At 60.0% G+C, this 14,486-nt stretch carries 15 protein-coding genes; 4 read left to right on the forward strand and 11 right to left on the reverse strand.

What is annotated here, in order from left to right; translation table 11 throughout:
* The first annotated feature begins 1 nt into the window (after window position 1).
* The 3 genes from O3S85_RS08730 to O3S85_RS08740 are packed head-to-tail and all read left to right on the forward strand — an operon-like array spanning window position 2 to window position 3,687.
* On the forward strand, window positions 2-1,294 hold the full coding sequence (locus O3S85_RS08730; RefSeq protein WP_269539671.1) for a type II secretion system F family protein: 1,293 nt from the start codon (window positions 2-4) through the stop codon (window positions 1,292-1,294).
* Window positions 1,295-1,342: 48 nt separating this feature from the next.
* Complete coding sequence (locus O3S85_RS08735) at window positions 1,343-2,395, forward strand: hypothetical protein (protein ID WP_269539673.1); 1,053 nt, start codon at window positions 1,343-1,345, stop codon at window positions 2,393-2,395.
* Between the two features lie 26 nt (window positions 2,396-2,421).
* Window positions 2,422-3,687 carry an amidase gene (locus O3S85_RS08740; protein WP_269539675.1) on the forward strand — a complete coding sequence of 422 codons (1,266 nt, stop codon included), beginning with the start codon at window positions 2,422-2,424 and terminating at the stop codon, window positions 3,685-3,687.
* Here O3S85_RS08740 and O3S85_RS08745 read toward each other — a convergent pair.
* From O3S85_RS08745 to O3S85_RS08795, 11 genes are all read right to left on the reverse strand, one after another.
* Complete coding sequence (locus O3S85_RS08745; RefSeq protein WP_269539677.1) at window positions 3,684-5,072, reverse strand: glutamate--tRNA ligase; 1,389 nt, start codon at window positions 5,070-5,072, stop codon at window positions 3,684-3,686. The genes O3S85_RS08740 and O3S85_RS08745 overlap by 4 nt on opposite strands.
* A gap of 44 nt (window positions 5,073-5,116) precedes the next feature.
* The gene (locus tag O3S85_RS08750) at window positions 5,117-5,692 is read right to left on the reverse strand and encodes a hypothetical protein (protein ID WP_269539679.1); all 576 of its coding nucleotides are present in this window, start codon (window positions 5,690-5,692) and stop codon (window positions 5,117-5,119) included.
* 12 nt (window positions 5,693-5,704) lie between these two features.
* On the reverse strand, window positions 5,705-6,268 hold the full coding sequence (locus tag O3S85_RS08755) for a DUF4136 domain-containing protein (RefSeq protein ID WP_269539680.1): 564 nt from the start codon (window positions 6,266-6,268) through the stop codon (window positions 5,705-5,707).
* Between the two features lie 47 nt (window positions 6,269-6,315).
* Complete coding sequence (locus tag O3S85_RS08760) at window positions 6,316-6,861, reverse strand: hypothetical protein (RefSeq protein WP_269539682.1); 546 nt, start codon at window positions 6,859-6,861, stop codon at window positions 6,316-6,318.
* An 18-nt stretch (window positions 6,862-6,879) separates the two neighbouring features.
* The gene (locus tag O3S85_RS08765; protein ID WP_269539684.1) at window positions 6,880-7,563 is read right to left on the reverse strand and encodes a DUF6901 family protein; all 684 of its coding nucleotides are present in this window, start codon (window positions 7,561-7,563) and stop codon (window positions 6,880-6,882) included.
* Between the two features lie 41 nt (window positions 7,564-7,604).
* Window positions 7,605-8,132, reverse strand: a complete 528-nt coding sequence (locus tag O3S85_RS08770; protein ID WP_269539687.1) for a hypothetical protein — start codon at window positions 8,130-8,132, stop codon at window positions 7,605-7,607.
* A gap of 80 nt (window positions 8,133-8,212) precedes the next feature.
* Complete coding sequence (locus O3S85_RS08775) at window positions 8,213-9,010, reverse strand: RluA family pseudouridine synthase (RefSeq protein WP_269539689.1); 798 nt, start codon at window positions 9,008-9,010, stop codon at window positions 8,213-8,215.
* A 6-nt stretch (window positions 9,011-9,016) separates the two neighbouring features.
* Window positions 9,017-11,617 (reverse strand): DNA mismatch repair protein MutS, encoded by a 2,601-nt coding sequence (gene mutS, locus O3S85_RS08780; RefSeq protein ID WP_269539691.1) that lies wholly within the window; start codon window positions 11,615-11,617, stop codon window positions 9,017-9,019.
* Window positions 11,618-11,674: 57 nt separating this feature from the next.
* On the reverse strand, window positions 11,675-12,175 hold the full coding sequence (locus O3S85_RS08785; protein WP_269539693.1) for a sll1863 family stress response protein: 501 nt from the start codon (window positions 12,173-12,175) through the stop codon (window positions 11,675-11,677).
* Between the two features lie 150 nt (window positions 12,176-12,325).
* Entirely contained in the window at window positions 12,326-12,526 is a 201-nt protein-coding gene (locus O3S85_RS08790) for a hypothetical protein (RefSeq protein WP_269539694.1), read from the reverse strand.
* An 84-nt stretch (window positions 12,527-12,610) separates the two neighbouring features.
* The gene (locus O3S85_RS08795; RefSeq protein ID WP_269539696.1) at window positions 12,611-13,198 is read right to left on the reverse strand and encodes a hypothetical protein; all 588 of its coding nucleotides are present in this window, start codon (window positions 13,196-13,198) and stop codon (window positions 12,611-12,613) included.
* Window positions 13,199-13,301: 103 nt separating this feature from the next.
* Here O3S85_RS08795 and O3S85_RS08800 point away from each other — a divergent pair, with 103 nt between their 5' ends.
* On the forward strand, window positions 13,302-14,462 hold the full coding sequence (locus tag O3S85_RS08800) for an APC family permease (RefSeq protein WP_269539698.1): 1,161 nt from the start codon (window positions 13,302-13,304) through the stop codon (window positions 14,460-14,462).
* The last annotated feature ends 24 nt before the right edge of the window (window positions 14,463-14,486 follow it).

Below are 14,486 nucleotides of genomic sequence, written 5' to 3' on the forward strand. Positions count from 1 at the left end.
CATGCCGACCTTCAGCTACAAGGGAATCGATTCCGCCGGCGCCACCGTCAACGGCGTGATCGAAGCGGCGGACCGCAAGCAGGCCTTGCGCAAAATTCGCGCCGGGAAAGTGCGCCCGTTGGAGGTCAAGCTCGGCAAAGGCAAGCCCGGCCGCGCGGCCAAGGCAAAGCCCGTTAAGGCCGATGCAGAGGAGGCGGAAAGTTTCACCGTAAGCAGTAGCGATAAAAAGTCGCGCCGCCTCTTTGCACGCAACAAGCCAAGCCGTAAGCAGGCGCTCCCGTTCTTCCGCAAGCTTTACCAACTGCACAAAAGCGGCATGCCGATCGGCGACGCCATGCAGATCATGAGCGCGCGCATGGGCGATCCCGCGCTCAAGGATTTATCCGGTGCCGTTTACCGCGACTTGAGTGAAGGCCGCACGCTGGCGAGCTCCATGCGTAGCATGCCGGAATACTTCGACCCGACGATGTCCTTCCTGATTGAAGCCGGGGAGGCGACGGGTAACGTGCAGCCGATTCTGGAAAACATTATCGACCACTTGGAGCGCAAGGCTGCCCTGCAAAAAGAAGTGCAGGGTGCCATGGCTTATCCGATCATGATTTGCCTCGTCGCGCTTGGTGTGGTCGCGCTGTTTCTCTTTTACCTGTTGCCGCGCATCCAGAGCATGCTCGACACGATGGGGGGTGAGCTGAACATGGCCGCAAAGATCATGATCGGCGTTGCGGACTTCGCGCTCTTGCAGGGGCCGTTCATCGCGGTGGGCTTGTTCATCATCGCGCTCTCGATTGTGCAATGGCGCAAGACGGACAAAGGCCGCCTGACCACGGATGCCTGGGCGCTGAAGTTGCCGATTCTTTCCGGGCTCTACTACAATGCCGACATCTGCCGCGTCTCCAATATTCTCTACGTGCTCCTGTCCAACGGCGTAAACACCACGGAGAGCTTGCGCCTGGCGGAGAATACTTTGCAAAACAAAGTATTGGTGGCGAAGTATGTCGCCGCGCGCACGATGATCAACGACGGCGCACCGTTCTCCGCTGCGTTCCGGCGCTACGGCTTGTTGCCGGACTTGGATCAGGACATCCTCAGCATCGGGGAAAATACCGGCAGCCTCGCGCCGAGCTTTAATGAAATTTACAACACGCACGCCGAAGAATTATCGAAGCGCCTGAGCATCCTGACCAAGCTGATCGCAGGTCTTGCATTGGGCTTCGCGTTCCTGCTCGTGTTTGTGCTGACGCTGGCCATCGTCATGAGCATCCTGAACATGACGCAGAGCATCATGGCACGCTAACTTTGCATCGCAAAGTATTTTCAGTTTTACCGCTACGACCACTGCTAAATGAATTCTGAAACGATCAGTCCGGAGCAATCGGATAAGATGCGGGAGCTGCTCTGCGCCCTGCAAAACGACTTGCTCGCCACCATCATCCGCGAGCGTAGTGTCGCGCAGGAGCGTGCCCTGCACGCTGTAGCCGAGGTCACGCCGGCGGACACAATCTACCAGATCGATAAGATCAGCGAGCACGCTATCCTGGGCTGGTTTGAGGCGCATTGGCCGAAAGAGTGGCCGGTGGAAATCGTGATGGAAGGCCTCGAAGAGCGCGGCCCGTTTACGTTTCCCACGGTCGATGTTTCGCAGACCAAGTTTAAGTGCATCCTCGATCCCATCGACGGCACGCGCGGCATCATGTACGACAAGCGCTCCGCTTGGACGCTCGCCGGCATCGCGCCACAACTGGGCGAAGCGAACCGGCTGAGTGATATCTTTGTTGCCGCAATGACGGAGCTGCCAACGACCAAGCAGTGGCGTGCGGATCAGTTTAGCGTCGTGCACGGTGAGGCGATTCACGCAGAGTCGATCAATGTGCTCACCGGCGCGCGTCAACCGCTGGGGGCAACGCCGTCGCAGTCGACCGGGCTGGAGCATGGCTTTGCGACGCTGTGCCGATTCCTGCCTGCCGGGCTGGAGCTGCATTCGCAGATCGAGGCCGAGCTTTGGCGACGCATTCTGCCGGGGCGCGAGGCGGACTTGGCGATCTTTTGCGATCAATACATTACCACCGGCGGGCAGCTGTATGAGATCATGATGGGGCGCGACCGCTTCATCGCGGACGTGCGCCCGTGGGTGTTTGCCGAGTTGGGTTTGGAGACGAGCCTTACCTGCCACCCATACGATATCTGCGTATGGCCGCTGGCGGAGGCGGTGGGCGTGATCGTGGAAGACCCGGTTTCGCGCGCGCCGATTCATGGCAAGCTGGACACCGTTAGCCCGGTCGGTTGGGCGGCCTACGCCAACGCCGGGCTGCGTGATTTGATCGCGCCGCACTTGCAGCAAATATTGCGCGACTTTTGCCCATCGGCCGCGAGGGTGTGCAATCCCGTCTTGCGTTAATGGCCTCGCCGCTGCGTTATAGGACGATGGTGACATTCCAACAGTGGCGTGAATCAATTACGGCAAATCCGGCGAAAGCCGCCGATGAATTTCTGAGTTCGGTTGCGGCTCTGCCCGGCAACTTGCAGCGGGCCGTGTTTTATTGGGTGCCGGATCGCGATGCGTTGGTCGAGTCGCTAACGCAAGCGGCGGTCAGCGAGGGTTTGTTGGCTGGATTGCCCTTTGGCTTGAAGGATTTGTTCGACGTTGCGGGCACGCCGACAACGGCGGGCTCGGGCTTCCTTAGCGAAGTGCGCCCGGCACCAGGCGTCACTTCGCCCGTGGTGGAGAAGCTGCGGGCGCAGGGCGCGGTGATGGCCGTCAAAGTTGCGACGGTGGAGTTTGCCTACGGCATGTCGGGCGAGAATGTGTGGTTCGGCGATGTGCCGCATCCGCGCTTGCCGCAATCGCTGGCGGGTGGGTCGAGCAATGGCTCGGCGTTTGTCGTGGGGCGTGGCTTATTGCCGTTCAGTATCGGCACTGACACCAGTGGCTCGATGCGTGTGCCGGCTGCATTTTGCGGTTTGTATTCGTGGCGCGATGTGCCGGAAACATTCGGCGGTGCTGGCGTGGTTCCCTTGGCCAAGAGCTTTGATACACCCGGTTGGTTTGCGAACAACGCAGCCGATCTGCTCACGCTCAACGATGCTATGCTCGACAATGGCGGCGAGATCAGCGAGCCGCGCGTGCTGGATTTATCCGACTACGCGAACGAGGTCGACCCGGACTTACAGGCAGCGGATGACGTCATCTTCAGCAAACTTTGCGATGCAAAGTCAGCCGATGCCGTGGCGCTCGCACGTGAGAAGTTTGCGGAATGTTTTCAGGCGTATAACATCCTCGGTAGCACGGAGGCCTATGCGGTGCATGCGCCGTGGCTGGATGCCTTTAAAGAGCGCTACGATCCCGTGGTTTGGGGACGCATTGATCGCGGTCGTAACTGGACGCCCGCCCAACTTGACTGGGCCAAAGACAAAGAGGCCGCCGTGCAGCGCGTGTTCGATCAACTCTTTGCGGAGTATGATGCGATCGCCTTGCCGGTAACGCCCATCGCCTCTCCGGGCAAAGCGGACATGACGGAAGATTTCCGCATGCGCCTGCTCAGCCTAAACACCCCTGCCAGCCTCGCGCGTTGCCCGGCGTTGACTATCCCCGTCATGTTGGACGACGGTCGCAGCGGTGGCATCCAGGTGTTGTTTCGCAACAACCGCAAGGAAACCGCGCGCACCGTGCTGAGCCGATTGGACGCTTAGCTTTCAGCTTCCCTTTCGGCGAAGCGGCGCATGCGCATCAGGGCACGGTCTTTGCCGAGGGCGCGGAGGAGGGCCAGCAGGTCGGGGCCGCCGGCTTGGCCGCTGATGGCGAGGCGCGCGATCGGGAAGTAGTCGAACTTGCGCTGGTCCATCTTTTCGGCGAGGGAGAGGATGTGGTTGTCGATCGTTTGCTCGTCCCAAGGGTCCACGCCTTCGAGGGCGGGGATCAGCTCCGCCAGCCGCGCCAGGGGCTCGCCCTTTTTGAAGACGCGTTTGTGCGCTTCGGGGTCGATGGTGAAGTCTTCCTTGAAGAGCGGGCCGACGAGCTCGGGCAGTCCCTCGAAGTCGCGCGCTTTCTCTTGGCTGATCGCGAGGATGGCGTGCAGGTAATCTTCCTGCGTGTGCTCATCGATCACGCCGGCTTCGGTGAGGATCGGCGCGGCGAGCCAGCAGAAGGTTTCCACGGGCAGGGCGCGCAGATACTCGGTATTGATGAAGGCCAGTTTCTTTTCGTCGAAGCGGGCTCCTTCCTTTTGAATGCCGTCGAAGTCGAAGCGCTCAATGATCTCGGCGATGGGCATGACTTCTTGGCCGTCCTTCGGGTTCCAGCCGAGCAGACAGAGGAAGTTGCGTACGGCCTCGGGGATGAAGCTGCGCTTGACGTATTCCTCGATCAGGGAGCCTTCGTCGCGCTTGGACATCTTGCCCTTACCGTCGACTTTGAGGATCAGCGGGATGTGTGCAAAGACGGGCGGTGTCGCGCCGAGCGCCTGATAAATTTCCACGTGGCGGGCGGTGTTCGAGAGGTGGTCTTCGCCGCGGATGACATGGGTGATGTTCATCGCGATGTCGTCGACCACGTTGACAAAGTGGAAGCCGTAGTCGCCATTGGAGCGGCGGATGACGAAGTCTGTCTCGACGTTGCGGGTCACGTCGCCGCGAATGGCGTCCTTGACGGTGATCGGCTCGGTGCGGACTTTTTCGATCTCGGCGTCCTTGTATTTGTCGAACTCGACGTAGCGCTCGCCCAGGAGCTTAAAGTAAACGGCACCGTCTTTTTCGTAGGCGCGGTCGGCGTCGAGGAGCTTTTGCAAATATTCGGCGTAGATGTCTTGGCGCTCGCTCTGGAAATACGGGCCGTAGTCGCCGCCTTTTTCGGGGCCCTCGTCCCAGTCCAGGCCGAGCCAGCGCATGCCTTCGAGCAGCGCGGCGAGCGCCTCGGGCGTGTTGCGGGCGGTGTCGGTGTCCTCAATGCGCAGGACGAATTTGCCGCCGGTGTGGCGCGCATATAGCCAGTTGAACAGCGCGGTGCGGGCGCTGCCAATGTGGAAAAACCCAGTTGGGCTGGGGGCGAAACGGACGCGGACTTCGCTAGGCTCGTTCATCCCGCAGTGATGAAACACTGCGGGGCAAAGGTCAATGAAGAGATTTACATGGATTCAGCGAATGGTGCCCTCTGAATTTTCTTTAGGGTAAAAAATCCCCGGCCAACGGATCGCATTTCTGCTGGCATCGCCCAAGCTAAACTTTTCTTGTGTAGGAAAACCTCTATCACAATCAGGGTGAGTGATAGACCGACGTAGGCAATTCCGCTGACCAAATTACCACGACCGTTGCTGGCGGTTAGCATTAATATGCTGCCGTAGATCAACAGGATGCCAGAGACCATGGCTAGCAGCATGACGCCAAACCGAGCGAGCTCTCCAAGTGATTTCCACAACTGAAGCTGCCGGGCTTCCTTCTTATCCAGGTAATGCGTCGTATCGAAAATAAACTCCTTATGTCGGGAGTAAAAAATAAAGAAGAAGTTATCGTAGATACGACTCCACGTGCATCTATAAAGTCGCGCATTTGAGTCGGCTTTAGGGCTTGTGGGTTTCTCGCTCACATATGAGACGTAATATTCAAACGCTTCTTCTTGATCCTTGAATAGGCTAAGGAATTCACGGAAACGCCCAGCATCCAAGTGTTGCCGTGCGAGTTCCATATCCTCGTTGACGCTCATATCTGGCGAACGCTACTTTTTCTCCGGCGGGAAGTCGGCGAGGATCTCGTGGATGCCAGAAACGACGCTATCCACGTTGATCTTCGCGCCGGGGGCGCGCTTGGTGGTAGTCCAGCCGACCCACTCGAGGTCGCGTTGACCGCCGGTGTCTTTGGAAATTTCGATAGCGAGCGTGCCCTGCTCGTAGTTGCGCACGATTTGCTGTGAGCCGTAGGGGTAGGTGCTTAGCCACGGATCGCCGTAGTAGCTGGGCACGTAACCGGTGTCGATGACCTGCGTGCGCGGGAGGAGTTCGCCGTGCATCTTGACGAGGATGTCTGCCGTGGCTTCGGGGGCTTCGGTGTAGCCCTTGGCCTCAAGGCTGCTGATGATGGCCTGCTTGGCCGGACCGGCGAGCTCGACCATCGCGCCCGGATCGGCACCCGTGATCTGCGTGGGCATGGGCAGCACGGCGAAAGTCTTGACGTCCGTAAAGTTGGCTTGCGGATCGTATTGGGACTGGACCTTGGGCACCGTGGTGCAGGCACCCATCAGGGCAACGAATGTGAGAATTAACAAGGAGTGGAGCGCTTTCATGTCGTGGAGATTACCGCAGGGGTTCGCCTTGGCAATACGCTTTGCGCTCAAGTTGTTTCCACGCGCAGCGCCATCATGAACTTGAGCAGATCGGGTTCGAGGTTGGCGTTGCGGTTTCCGGTCATGCGGACTTTGAGGATTTCTCCATCCTGCCCGCGGCAAAAAATGTAGGACACGACATCCTCACGCTCGCCGTCGCTTTTGATGATTTGATACTCCATCTTTTTCATGAGGAAGGAGTCCTTCAGGATGTCGAAGTCTCCGCTCAATGGGACAATCTGCACATTGGCGTAATGGCCGCGCTCCTCGTAGATTTTAACGCTCTTCACGGCGTCCTGCACGGAGCGGCGGATGATGTCGCTGTCGATGCCGTCGGGGATGTCGGCCAAACCCATGTCGAAAACGTAAACGGTGGCCCAGCCGTCTTTGCCTTGGTAGGCGTAGGAGTAGCCGAGGCCAGGCTGGTCGTAGGTGTGTTTGTCACCGCGAGTGTAGGGGCCCAGTTTTTCGGGGAAATTGATATCCGCCTGGGCTGATGTGATGGCGGCGAGCCAAGCCAGGCCGATGATGAGATGGCGAAGTGCGTTTTTCATCGTTAAAGATATCACTTCCTAGCGAAACGTCATGTCCTTAAAAAGACGCAGGCTGTCGTCCCAATGTTCTTCGAGGAGTTTGCTGATGCTGATGGCACCGGTGAGGGCGTTGATGTTGGCGTCCTCATGGCAGTAGGCTTGAATGCGGTCGAGCAGGCCCTCCAGCGCGATGCGGATTTCGCCCATGTATTGCTGAAAGCGATGCCAGTTGACGGCGTTGGGGTCGGGCTCGCCGGAGCTGAGCAGGTGGTGCTGGATCAGGAAGCTCGAGAAAAACCGGTAGAGCAGCTGGTCGACATCGAGGCAGAGGAAAAAGAAGCCTTTGTCCGCGCTGGGGTCGAAGAGGTAGGGGCACTTGGCGCGCGAGACGAACTCGACCAGCAGGGCAAAGACAACCATCTGCGCCGAACCACGGATGGAGTATTGTCCGTTGGCGCGCACGATGACGAGGTCCACCTTTTGAAACGACACAACCTCGGTAAAGTTCTCCAGGAGCCCGGCGACGGCGGCAGCGGCTGGGCAGCGCTCAATGCGCTTTTCGTCCAGCGGGCAGTTCTTACATTGGTGGTAATCGAGGCGCGTCCACTCGGGCAGGCCTTTGACTTTTCCCCATTGCTCAGGGCTCAGACGCTCCGGGCTGTTGAGCTGGATCAGCCGCCCGTCATCCAGGCGCACCTGATATTGCGGAAATGTGTTAGCCATAGCAGTAGCACCACCACGGTCGAGGCGGTCGGTTTAATGGATCAGCGAAAGAGTTCGTCTACCATTGTGTCCGAAAGATCGCTAATACGCCAGCCAAAGGTTGTCCCAAATTGACAAAAAAGTGTGGGTGCCCGTGGCACGTGGTCGATCTTCAGTGCCACGGTGCTGGTCGGCTCGTCGCCGCGCTTTACGCGGGCGCGCTTGCCGGAATATCCCGCCAGCGAGGTGCCGTCGCGCAGGACAAAGGGGAACCGCAGCTGCATCTGCATCAGCTCGATAAAGTCGTCGCGGCCCAGGTCGTCCGCGCCTTGCCAGTAGCGCTCGTATTCGAAGAAGCCCAGCTCCCGGCCCTGCGAATCGGTGATGGTAAATTTCGCGCGCTTGTCGAATTCCCGCCACTCGGACAGCACGTCACGAAACTTGCGAAAGGCGTCCTGCTGGTATTCGACATGGTCGGGCTCGACCAATTGCAGGCGCACATTGGGCTCGATCAACGCATCGTTGATCGCCTCTACCGCGCCATCCAGGTCAAACAGCGCCGGGCGGTTGGTGTCCGTTAACGTGGTCACTCTACCTGACAATGATGTCCGATGCGCGCTTTGGGTCAAGTCCGCGAGCGTGAATAAATCGGTGCCTAATTCGGGCTGTTTTAAACGCAGGACGCCGGCAAATCCGTGAGTTGCAGGCGTTCGCGGGCGAATTGCTGCATGTCCCAGGCCATGGGCGCGCGGAAGGTCAGGCCATCGGCAAAGGTAAGTTCCGTGCAGTGCAGGGCCTGGCGGCGCATGGGCAGATTGGCCTGTAGGCGGTCCGTCCAACCGTGCTCGATGAAGTCGAGAAACAGCGTCGAATCGGGCCCGTAAATCTTATCACCGACGACGCGATGGCCCAGCCACTCGGCGTGAGCGCGGATCTGGTGCTTGCGGCCGGTCTCCAGCTTCACCTCGGCCAGCGTGAAGCCGTGCTGCGCGACCAGCGGCTTGAAATGCGTGATGGCGCGCTGGGAGGAGTTGGAGCGGCGCACGGTCACCTTGGCCGCAACGGGGGACTCCAGGTCTTTGGCGAGGCGCTGGTCCACGCTGACGTCCTCCGTCATCTCGCCCTCCAAAATGGCGTGATAAACCTTGTCGACGGCGCGGTCTTGAAACGCGATTTGCAGCTTGCGCGCGGCGGCCTTGTGCTTGGCCAGCAGGATGACGCCGCTGGTCTCGCGGTCGAGCCGCGCGATGAGGTGCAGCGTCTGCAGGCCGGTCCACTCGCGGCAGGCACCGACGAGGCTCGACCACGGCCCGTTCTTCGACGGGTGGCAGACGACCCAGCCCGGCTTGTCGATGGCGAGCACGTCGTCATTGTTTTCAATGACCCACGTGGGCAGCTCTTCGGGGTCGAGCAGGTCGGCATTCGGGCCGAATTCCGGATAGGTGGTGTAGTGGCGGTTAGCGCTCATGCATGGTTAAAATAACGCCAGTTGGTCGTCGTCTTCGGCGGGGGGCTTGGGGGCGCGTTTGGGCTTTTGCCGGGGTTCGGGGGCTGGGGCGTTGGGCTCGCGCAGGGTTTCGCGGAGGACGTTGCCCTCGCTCTCCAGCTCTTCCAGCACGGCTTTGGCACGGGTGATGACCGTGGCCGGGAGGCCTGCCAGACGCGCCACCTGGATGCCGTAAGAGCGGTCCGCCGCGCCGGGGATGACGGTGTGCAGGAAGCGAATTTCGTCCGCCCACTCCTTCACCGAAACGCTGAAATTCCGCAGACGTGGCAAAGTGTTTTCGAGCTGCGTGATCTCGTGGTAGTGCGTGGCAAACAAGGTGCGCGGTCCCTTCTCGCCAGCGCCATGCAGGTGCTCGACGACGGCCCAGGCGATGCTGAGGCCATCGTAGGTCGAGGTGCCGCGGCCGATTTCGTCGAGGATGATCAGGCTGCGCTCGGTGGCGTTGTTAAGGATGTTCGCGGTCTCGTTCATTTCGACCATGAAGGTCGAGTTGCCGCGGGCCAGCTCATCACTGGCACCCACGCGGGAAAAGATGCGGTCAACGAGGCCCACGTGGCAACGCTTGGCCGGGACCCAGCTGCCGACTTGCGCGAGCAGCGCGATCAACGCGACTTGGCGAATGTAGGTCGACTTACCCGCCATGTTGGGGCCGGTGAGCAGCACGATTTGCTCCTCGCTCGCGGTGAGTAAGGTGTCGTTCGGCACGAAGCCATGGGCACCGCGCAGGCCGAGGCGGTCGGCCTTAATCATCTGCTCGACGACGGGGTGGCGGCCTTGGTCAATGTCCAGCGTGTCGTCTTCGCTGAGCGTTGGGCGGCAGTAGTCCCACTCGCGCGCGAGCTTGGCCCAGCCAATAAACACATCGCATTGGGCAAGGGCGGCAGCGGTTTCTTCGAGCGCGGCGGCGTCTTCCAGAATGCGCGCCACGAGGTCTTGAAACAGCGACTCTTCGCGGGCGAGCGCCTTCTCCTCGGCGTGGAGAATTTCCTTCTCCTTCACGCGCAGCTCTTCAGTGACGAAGCGCTCGGCGTTCTTCATCGTTTGCTTGCGGATGTAGTCTTCGGGCGCTTGTGAGGCGTTGGCCTTGGTGACTTCGATGAAGTAGCCGAACGCGCCGTTGTATTTCACCTTGAGGCTTTTGATGCCGGTGCGCTCGCGCTCGGTTGCTTCAAAGTTACTGAGCCACGTCTTGCTGTCGCGGGTCAGGCTGCGCAGGTAGTCGAGGTCTTCATCAAACTTGTCGCGGATCACGCCGCCGTCCGCGAGGTTGCCGGGCAACTCATCGGCGAGGGCTTGCGCCAGGTGTTCGCGCAGTTCGTCAAACGAACTTACTTTGCGATGCAAAGCTTGTACCTCGCTGCCGGCAAATGCGGCCAGCTCTTCGCGGATCGCGGGCATCGCGTTGATCGTGTCGCGAATGCCGCCCAGCTCGCGCGGGTTGCGAATGCGGTTCTGCAAACGGCCGAGAATGCGCGCAATGTCGCGGATGCCCTTGAGCAAATCGCACAGCGCGGCGCAGCGCGTGGGCTCGGCGTGAAAGTCGGCCACGGCTTGTTGGCGGCGGTTGAGCTCGGTGAGGTCCAGCAGCGGCGCGGCCAGCCATTGCTCGATCAAACGTCCGCCCGCGGCGGTGACGGTTTGGTCGATGGCATGGATCAGCGAGCCGGTGCGCCCGCCTTGCGAGCTTTGGAAAATCTCCAAGTTGCGCAGCGTGGCCGGGTCGAGCAGCAGCGCGCGTTTGGTGTGGTACTCCTTGATGTGGTGGAGGTTCTTTGGCGGCGCGCAAAGGGTGTCCGTCGCGTAGGTAATGAGCGCGCCCGCGCTGCCAAGGGCCGGGTGGGAGACGTCGAGGCCGAAGCCGTTGAGGTTGAGCACGCCGAGGGAATCCAGCACGGAGCGCGCGCCGGCGTCGGTCTCAAACTGAAAATCCGGCAGCACCGTGACGGGCCGCGACTCGCAGTAGTAGTCGAAGTCTTCGTGCCAGTCGCGGAGTTTCTCATCGTGCGCCCACTTGAGGGAGACGTTTTCCGGGAGGAGGATTTCCTTGGGGTCGATCGCGTGAAAGACCGGCATTAGCTGCGCGGGATCGGCCTCCGTGGCGACTTGGAATTCGCCGGTAGAGAGGTCGAGCCAAGCCGCGTGGAAGTTGCCCTTGCGGTCGCTGGTCAGCGCGAGCAGGTAGTGGTTGCGCCGGGCGTCGAGCTGGTGCTCCTCCAGCGTGGTGCCGGGGGTGAGCACGCGCGTTAAATCGCGCTCAACGAGCTTGCCCGGTTTGGGCGTTTCCACCTGGTCGACAATGGCTACCTTGACGCCCTGATTAAGCAGCTTGGGCAGGTAGTTGTCGCGGGCGTGGTAGGGGATGCCCGCCATCGGGTAACCACCACGCTGGGTGAGCGTGATGCCCAGCAGCCGCGCGCCCTCCTCGGCGTCGCCATGAAACATCTCATAGAAATCGCCGAGTCGAAACAGCAACAGCGCATCGGCGGGGACCCGGGGGTCTTCCTTCCGGTAGCGCCAATACTGCTGCATCATCGGGGTCTCCCGAGCTGCTTTTTTCTTGGGGGGCATGCGGGTGCTAGGTGTGCAATTTAGCGGCTGGGCAATGCGCCAAAGCGCGGACGAGCGTTACTTACTTTGCAATGCAGAGTGTGCGTCGTCGCATGCTTTTTTCATGGATGCCCAGGCGTCCTTGAGCTCGGCTTGAACCTTGTCCCAATTGTCCGCGGTGGCGTCCTGCATGTTGTCCATGGCGCTGGAGAAGCTTTTCTTGGCATCGTCCCATTCATCTTCAGCGTCGTCCCACTGCTCCTTGGCGTCGCCCTTGAGGTCCTTGGCTTGCTCGGCGAGTTTGTTCCACTGCGCGTCGAGCTCTTTGCCGGATTCCTTGAACTTGGCCACGGCCTGCTCCTTTTGCTCTTCGGACCAGTCGGCAATATTCTCCGAGTATTCCTTGGCCTTGTCGCTGATGGCGTCGGCGCTGTTCTTAACGCTTTCGGAGAGGCTGTCGTAGGCTTGGGAGGCGCTTTCCTTGGCTTCGTCGGCAGCCTTCTCGGCGTCGGAATTATCGGAGCAACCGGCACCGATCAGGGCAGCGCTGGCGGCGAGAGAAAATATGATATGTTTCATGCGGTAATTGCATGGCAAGCGCCTCGGTATGGCCAGTTTTTTATGCGGATAGTGTTTGGGAAAATGCGGTTGGGTAAATTCCCGGTTTGTCGGGTGTTCCTATCGCTCTCACCTTACCGGAGCGGGCAACGTTCTTCATCGTTGAAGCCTTTAACGGGTGCGCTGGTGCAGTTCTTTCAGTTCGAGTAGCTTTTCTTTGTCGGCACGTGCTTGCAAAATGCTTCTGATGGCGGTGACCTCCTGGGCGATTTTGTAGACATAATAGGGCATGAGAATTGCCATGACCAGCAAGACAAAGCCAATGATTAACAGTATCAACGAGCTGATTGCACCTAATATTTCCATTTGCATAATATGTAATAAAAACTATCCGCTGTAAAGGGTCTACTTGTGGAATGCGCGCCCCTGTATCAGCGCTTCCTGAGCGGGGTTGGTTTAGATTGTCGCGTAGGCTTCGATGGCGTCGGCGAGGTCGTTGAGCGCGGGGGCGAGGGCGGCGGCGCGCTGACGGTCACCGTCATGGCGTAGGTGGCCGCTGTGCTCGTAGTGGATGACGTTGTCCTTGGGGCCGACCCAGGCACCATTGAGCGAGATGGAGCCGAAGCGCCGTGGAAACCGCTGCTGGACGCTGAGCAGGCTCTGCCGAATCTCGGGCAACAGGGCACCGTGGACGAAGCCCGTGTCGTTGCATTTGACGACGAAGGTTTCGTCGAAGGCGGGGTCGCCGGTTTGGATGTCCTGCATGCCCACGGCTTTGCCGATCTTACTAAAGAAGCCCTCGACGCCGAGCTTGAACGTGAGGTCTGTTGACCGGTTTAAGGTGACACGCACGGCGTGGTAGGGGCTGCTGTTTTTGCCGGAGCCGCGGGTGAAATTGTATATCTTTAAATGGCGGCCGCGGTAGCCGCCCTCGATGTAGTAGGGGCGCTTGAGCAGATTCAGCAGCGGGACGGATGGCAGGTAAGGATCGCCGCCATGCAGGGGCGCGCCGAGTTCAGTCGCAAGTGGTGGATATTGGCTCATGGTGCAAGTGTAGCTAAGATCGACGTGGCGCGCGATTACAAGTTGTTCAGAATTTTATACGTGAAGCTTGTCATCGGCCTTGCGCGCGTTCCTGATATGGGCGATGGCGAAACCAACAGCAGCGCTTAAACGAACTGCCGACGTGAAGGGTGCGGTCTTCCTGGGGCTGGGCTCGATTCTGGGCACCGGGGTGTTCGTGATCCTGGCGATGGTCACCGCGCAGGTGGGCGACTGGGCGCTGCTCGCGGTGGGCGTCGGTGCGATCGTGGCGACGTTTAACGGGCTCAACAGCGCGCAACTGGCGGCGGCTTACCCTGTCTCTGGCGGTGCCTACGAATATGGCTACCGCCTGCTGCATCCGTATGCGGGCTTCACGGCGGGGCTCTTGTTTCTGTTGGCCAAGAGCGCAAGCGCGGCGACGGCGGCTTTGGCGATTGGCACCTTTTTCCGGCCGGAGTTTCACGTGGCCTTCGCGGTCATAGCGGTGCTGGTCGTGACGGCGGTCATCGTCTTTGGCTTGCGCCGGAGTAATCAGGTTAATGCCGGCATATTAACGATCACCATTGCGGGTCTGCTGAGTTTGATTTTTGCCCCGGCGGGTGACTTGGTGATCGAAGACCAGCCGCCCTTTGAGCTGGCAAACGTCTTGCAGGCCTGCGCGTTGATCTTCGTGGCCTACACCGGCTATGGCCGCATCGCCACGATGGGAGAGGAGATCATCGAGCCGCGCAAAAACATTCCCAAGGCCATGATCATCACCCTGCTCGTTTCGGCGGCGCTTTACGCGGGCGTGGCGCTGGCCTGGCTGCGCGGCGCGGTGCCGACACAGCTCTTTGAGGTCGCGGGCTACGTTGCCCTGATCGGCGTGCTGCTCAACCTGATCTTGGGTTTGTCGCGGGTGCTTCTGGCCATGGCGCGTCGCGGGGATGTCGCGCATTTCTTCAGCAAGCTCGACAAGAACGGCGAGCCACTGGCGGCGATCCTCGGCATCGGTGGTTTGGTGGCGCTGCTTTGTCTGCTGGGCGACATCAAGCTGGCCTGGTCCTTCAGCGCGTGCACGGTTTTGATTTATTACGCGATTATGAACGCGGCGGCGCTCAAGCTGACCCCCGAACAGCGGATGTACCCTAAGTGGCTGGCCTGGGTCGGGCTGGCGTCCTGCCTTTTCCTGGCCTTCTGGGTGCCGATGTTTATCTGGGGCGTTACCCTCGTTTGCATTGGCGCGGGGATGATCCTGCGTTGGACTATTACGAAGTTAAGCTAAGGTTACGGCCGCTTAACGTGCCAG

The organism is Cerasicoccus sp. TK19100 (assembly GCF_027257155.1).
In the GTDB taxonomy this organism is placed as follows: domain Bacteria; phylum Verrucomicrobiota; class Verrucomicrobiia; order Opitutales; family Cerasicoccaceae; genus Cerasicoccus; species Cerasicoccus fimbriatus.

What these genes read in the sequence shown, in the direction of transcription:
- O3S85_RS08730 (WP_269539671.1), top strand. Translation starts at nt 2, where the DNA reads ATGCCGACCTTCAGCTACAAGGGAATCGATTCCGCCGGCGCCACCGTC.
- O3S85_RS08735 (WP_269539673.1), top strand. Translation starts at nt 1,343, where the DNA reads ATGAATTCTGAAACGATCAGTCCGGAGCAATCGGATAAGATGCGGGAG.
- O3S85_RS08740 (WP_269539675.1), top strand. Translation starts at nt 2,422, where the DNA reads ATGGTGACATTCCAACAGTGGCGTGAATCAATTACGGCAAATCCGGCG.
- O3S85_RS08745 (WP_269539677.1), bottom strand. Translation starts at nt 5,072, where the DNA reads ATGAACGAGCCTAGCGAAGTCCGCGTCCGTTTCGCCCCCAGCCCAACT.
- O3S85_RS08750 (WP_269539679.1), bottom strand. Translation starts at nt 5,692, where the DNA reads ATGAGCGTCAACGAGGATATGGAACTCGCACGGCAACACTTGGATGCT.
- O3S85_RS08755 (WP_269539680.1), bottom strand. Translation starts at nt 6,268, where the DNA reads ATGAAAGCGCTCCACTCCTTGTTAATTCTCACATTCGTTGCCCTGATG.
- O3S85_RS08760 (WP_269539682.1), bottom strand. Translation starts at nt 6,861, where the DNA reads ATGAAAAACGCACTTCGCCATCTCATCATCGGCCTGGCTTGGCTCGCC.
- O3S85_RS08765 (WP_269539684.1), bottom strand. Translation starts at nt 7,563, where the DNA reads ATGGCTAACACATTTCCGCAATATCAGGTGCGCCTGGATGACGGGCGG.
- O3S85_RS08775 (WP_269539689.1), bottom strand. Translation starts at nt 9,010, where the DNA reads ATGAGCGCTAACCGCCACTACACCACCTATCCGGAATTCGGCCCGAAT.
- mutS (WP_269539691.1), bottom strand. Translation starts at nt 11,617, where the DNA reads ATGCCCCCCAAGAAAAAAGCAGCTCGGGAGACCCCGATGATGCAGCAG.
- O3S85_RS08785 (WP_269539693.1), bottom strand. Translation starts at nt 12,175, where the DNA reads ATGAAACATATCATATTTTCTCTCGCCGCCAGCGCTGCCCTGATCGGT.
- O3S85_RS08790 (WP_269539694.1), bottom strand. Translation starts at nt 12,526, where the DNA reads ATGCAAATGGAAATATTAGGTGCAATCAGCTCGTTGATACTGTTAATC.
- O3S85_RS08795 (WP_269539696.1), bottom strand. Translation starts at nt 13,198, where the DNA reads ATGAGCCAATATCCACCACTTGCGACTGAACTCGGCGCGCCCCTGCAT.
- O3S85_RS08800 (WP_269539698.1), top strand. Translation starts at nt 13,302, where the DNA reads ATGGCGAAACCAACAGCAGCGCTTAAACGAACTGCCGACGTGAAGGGT.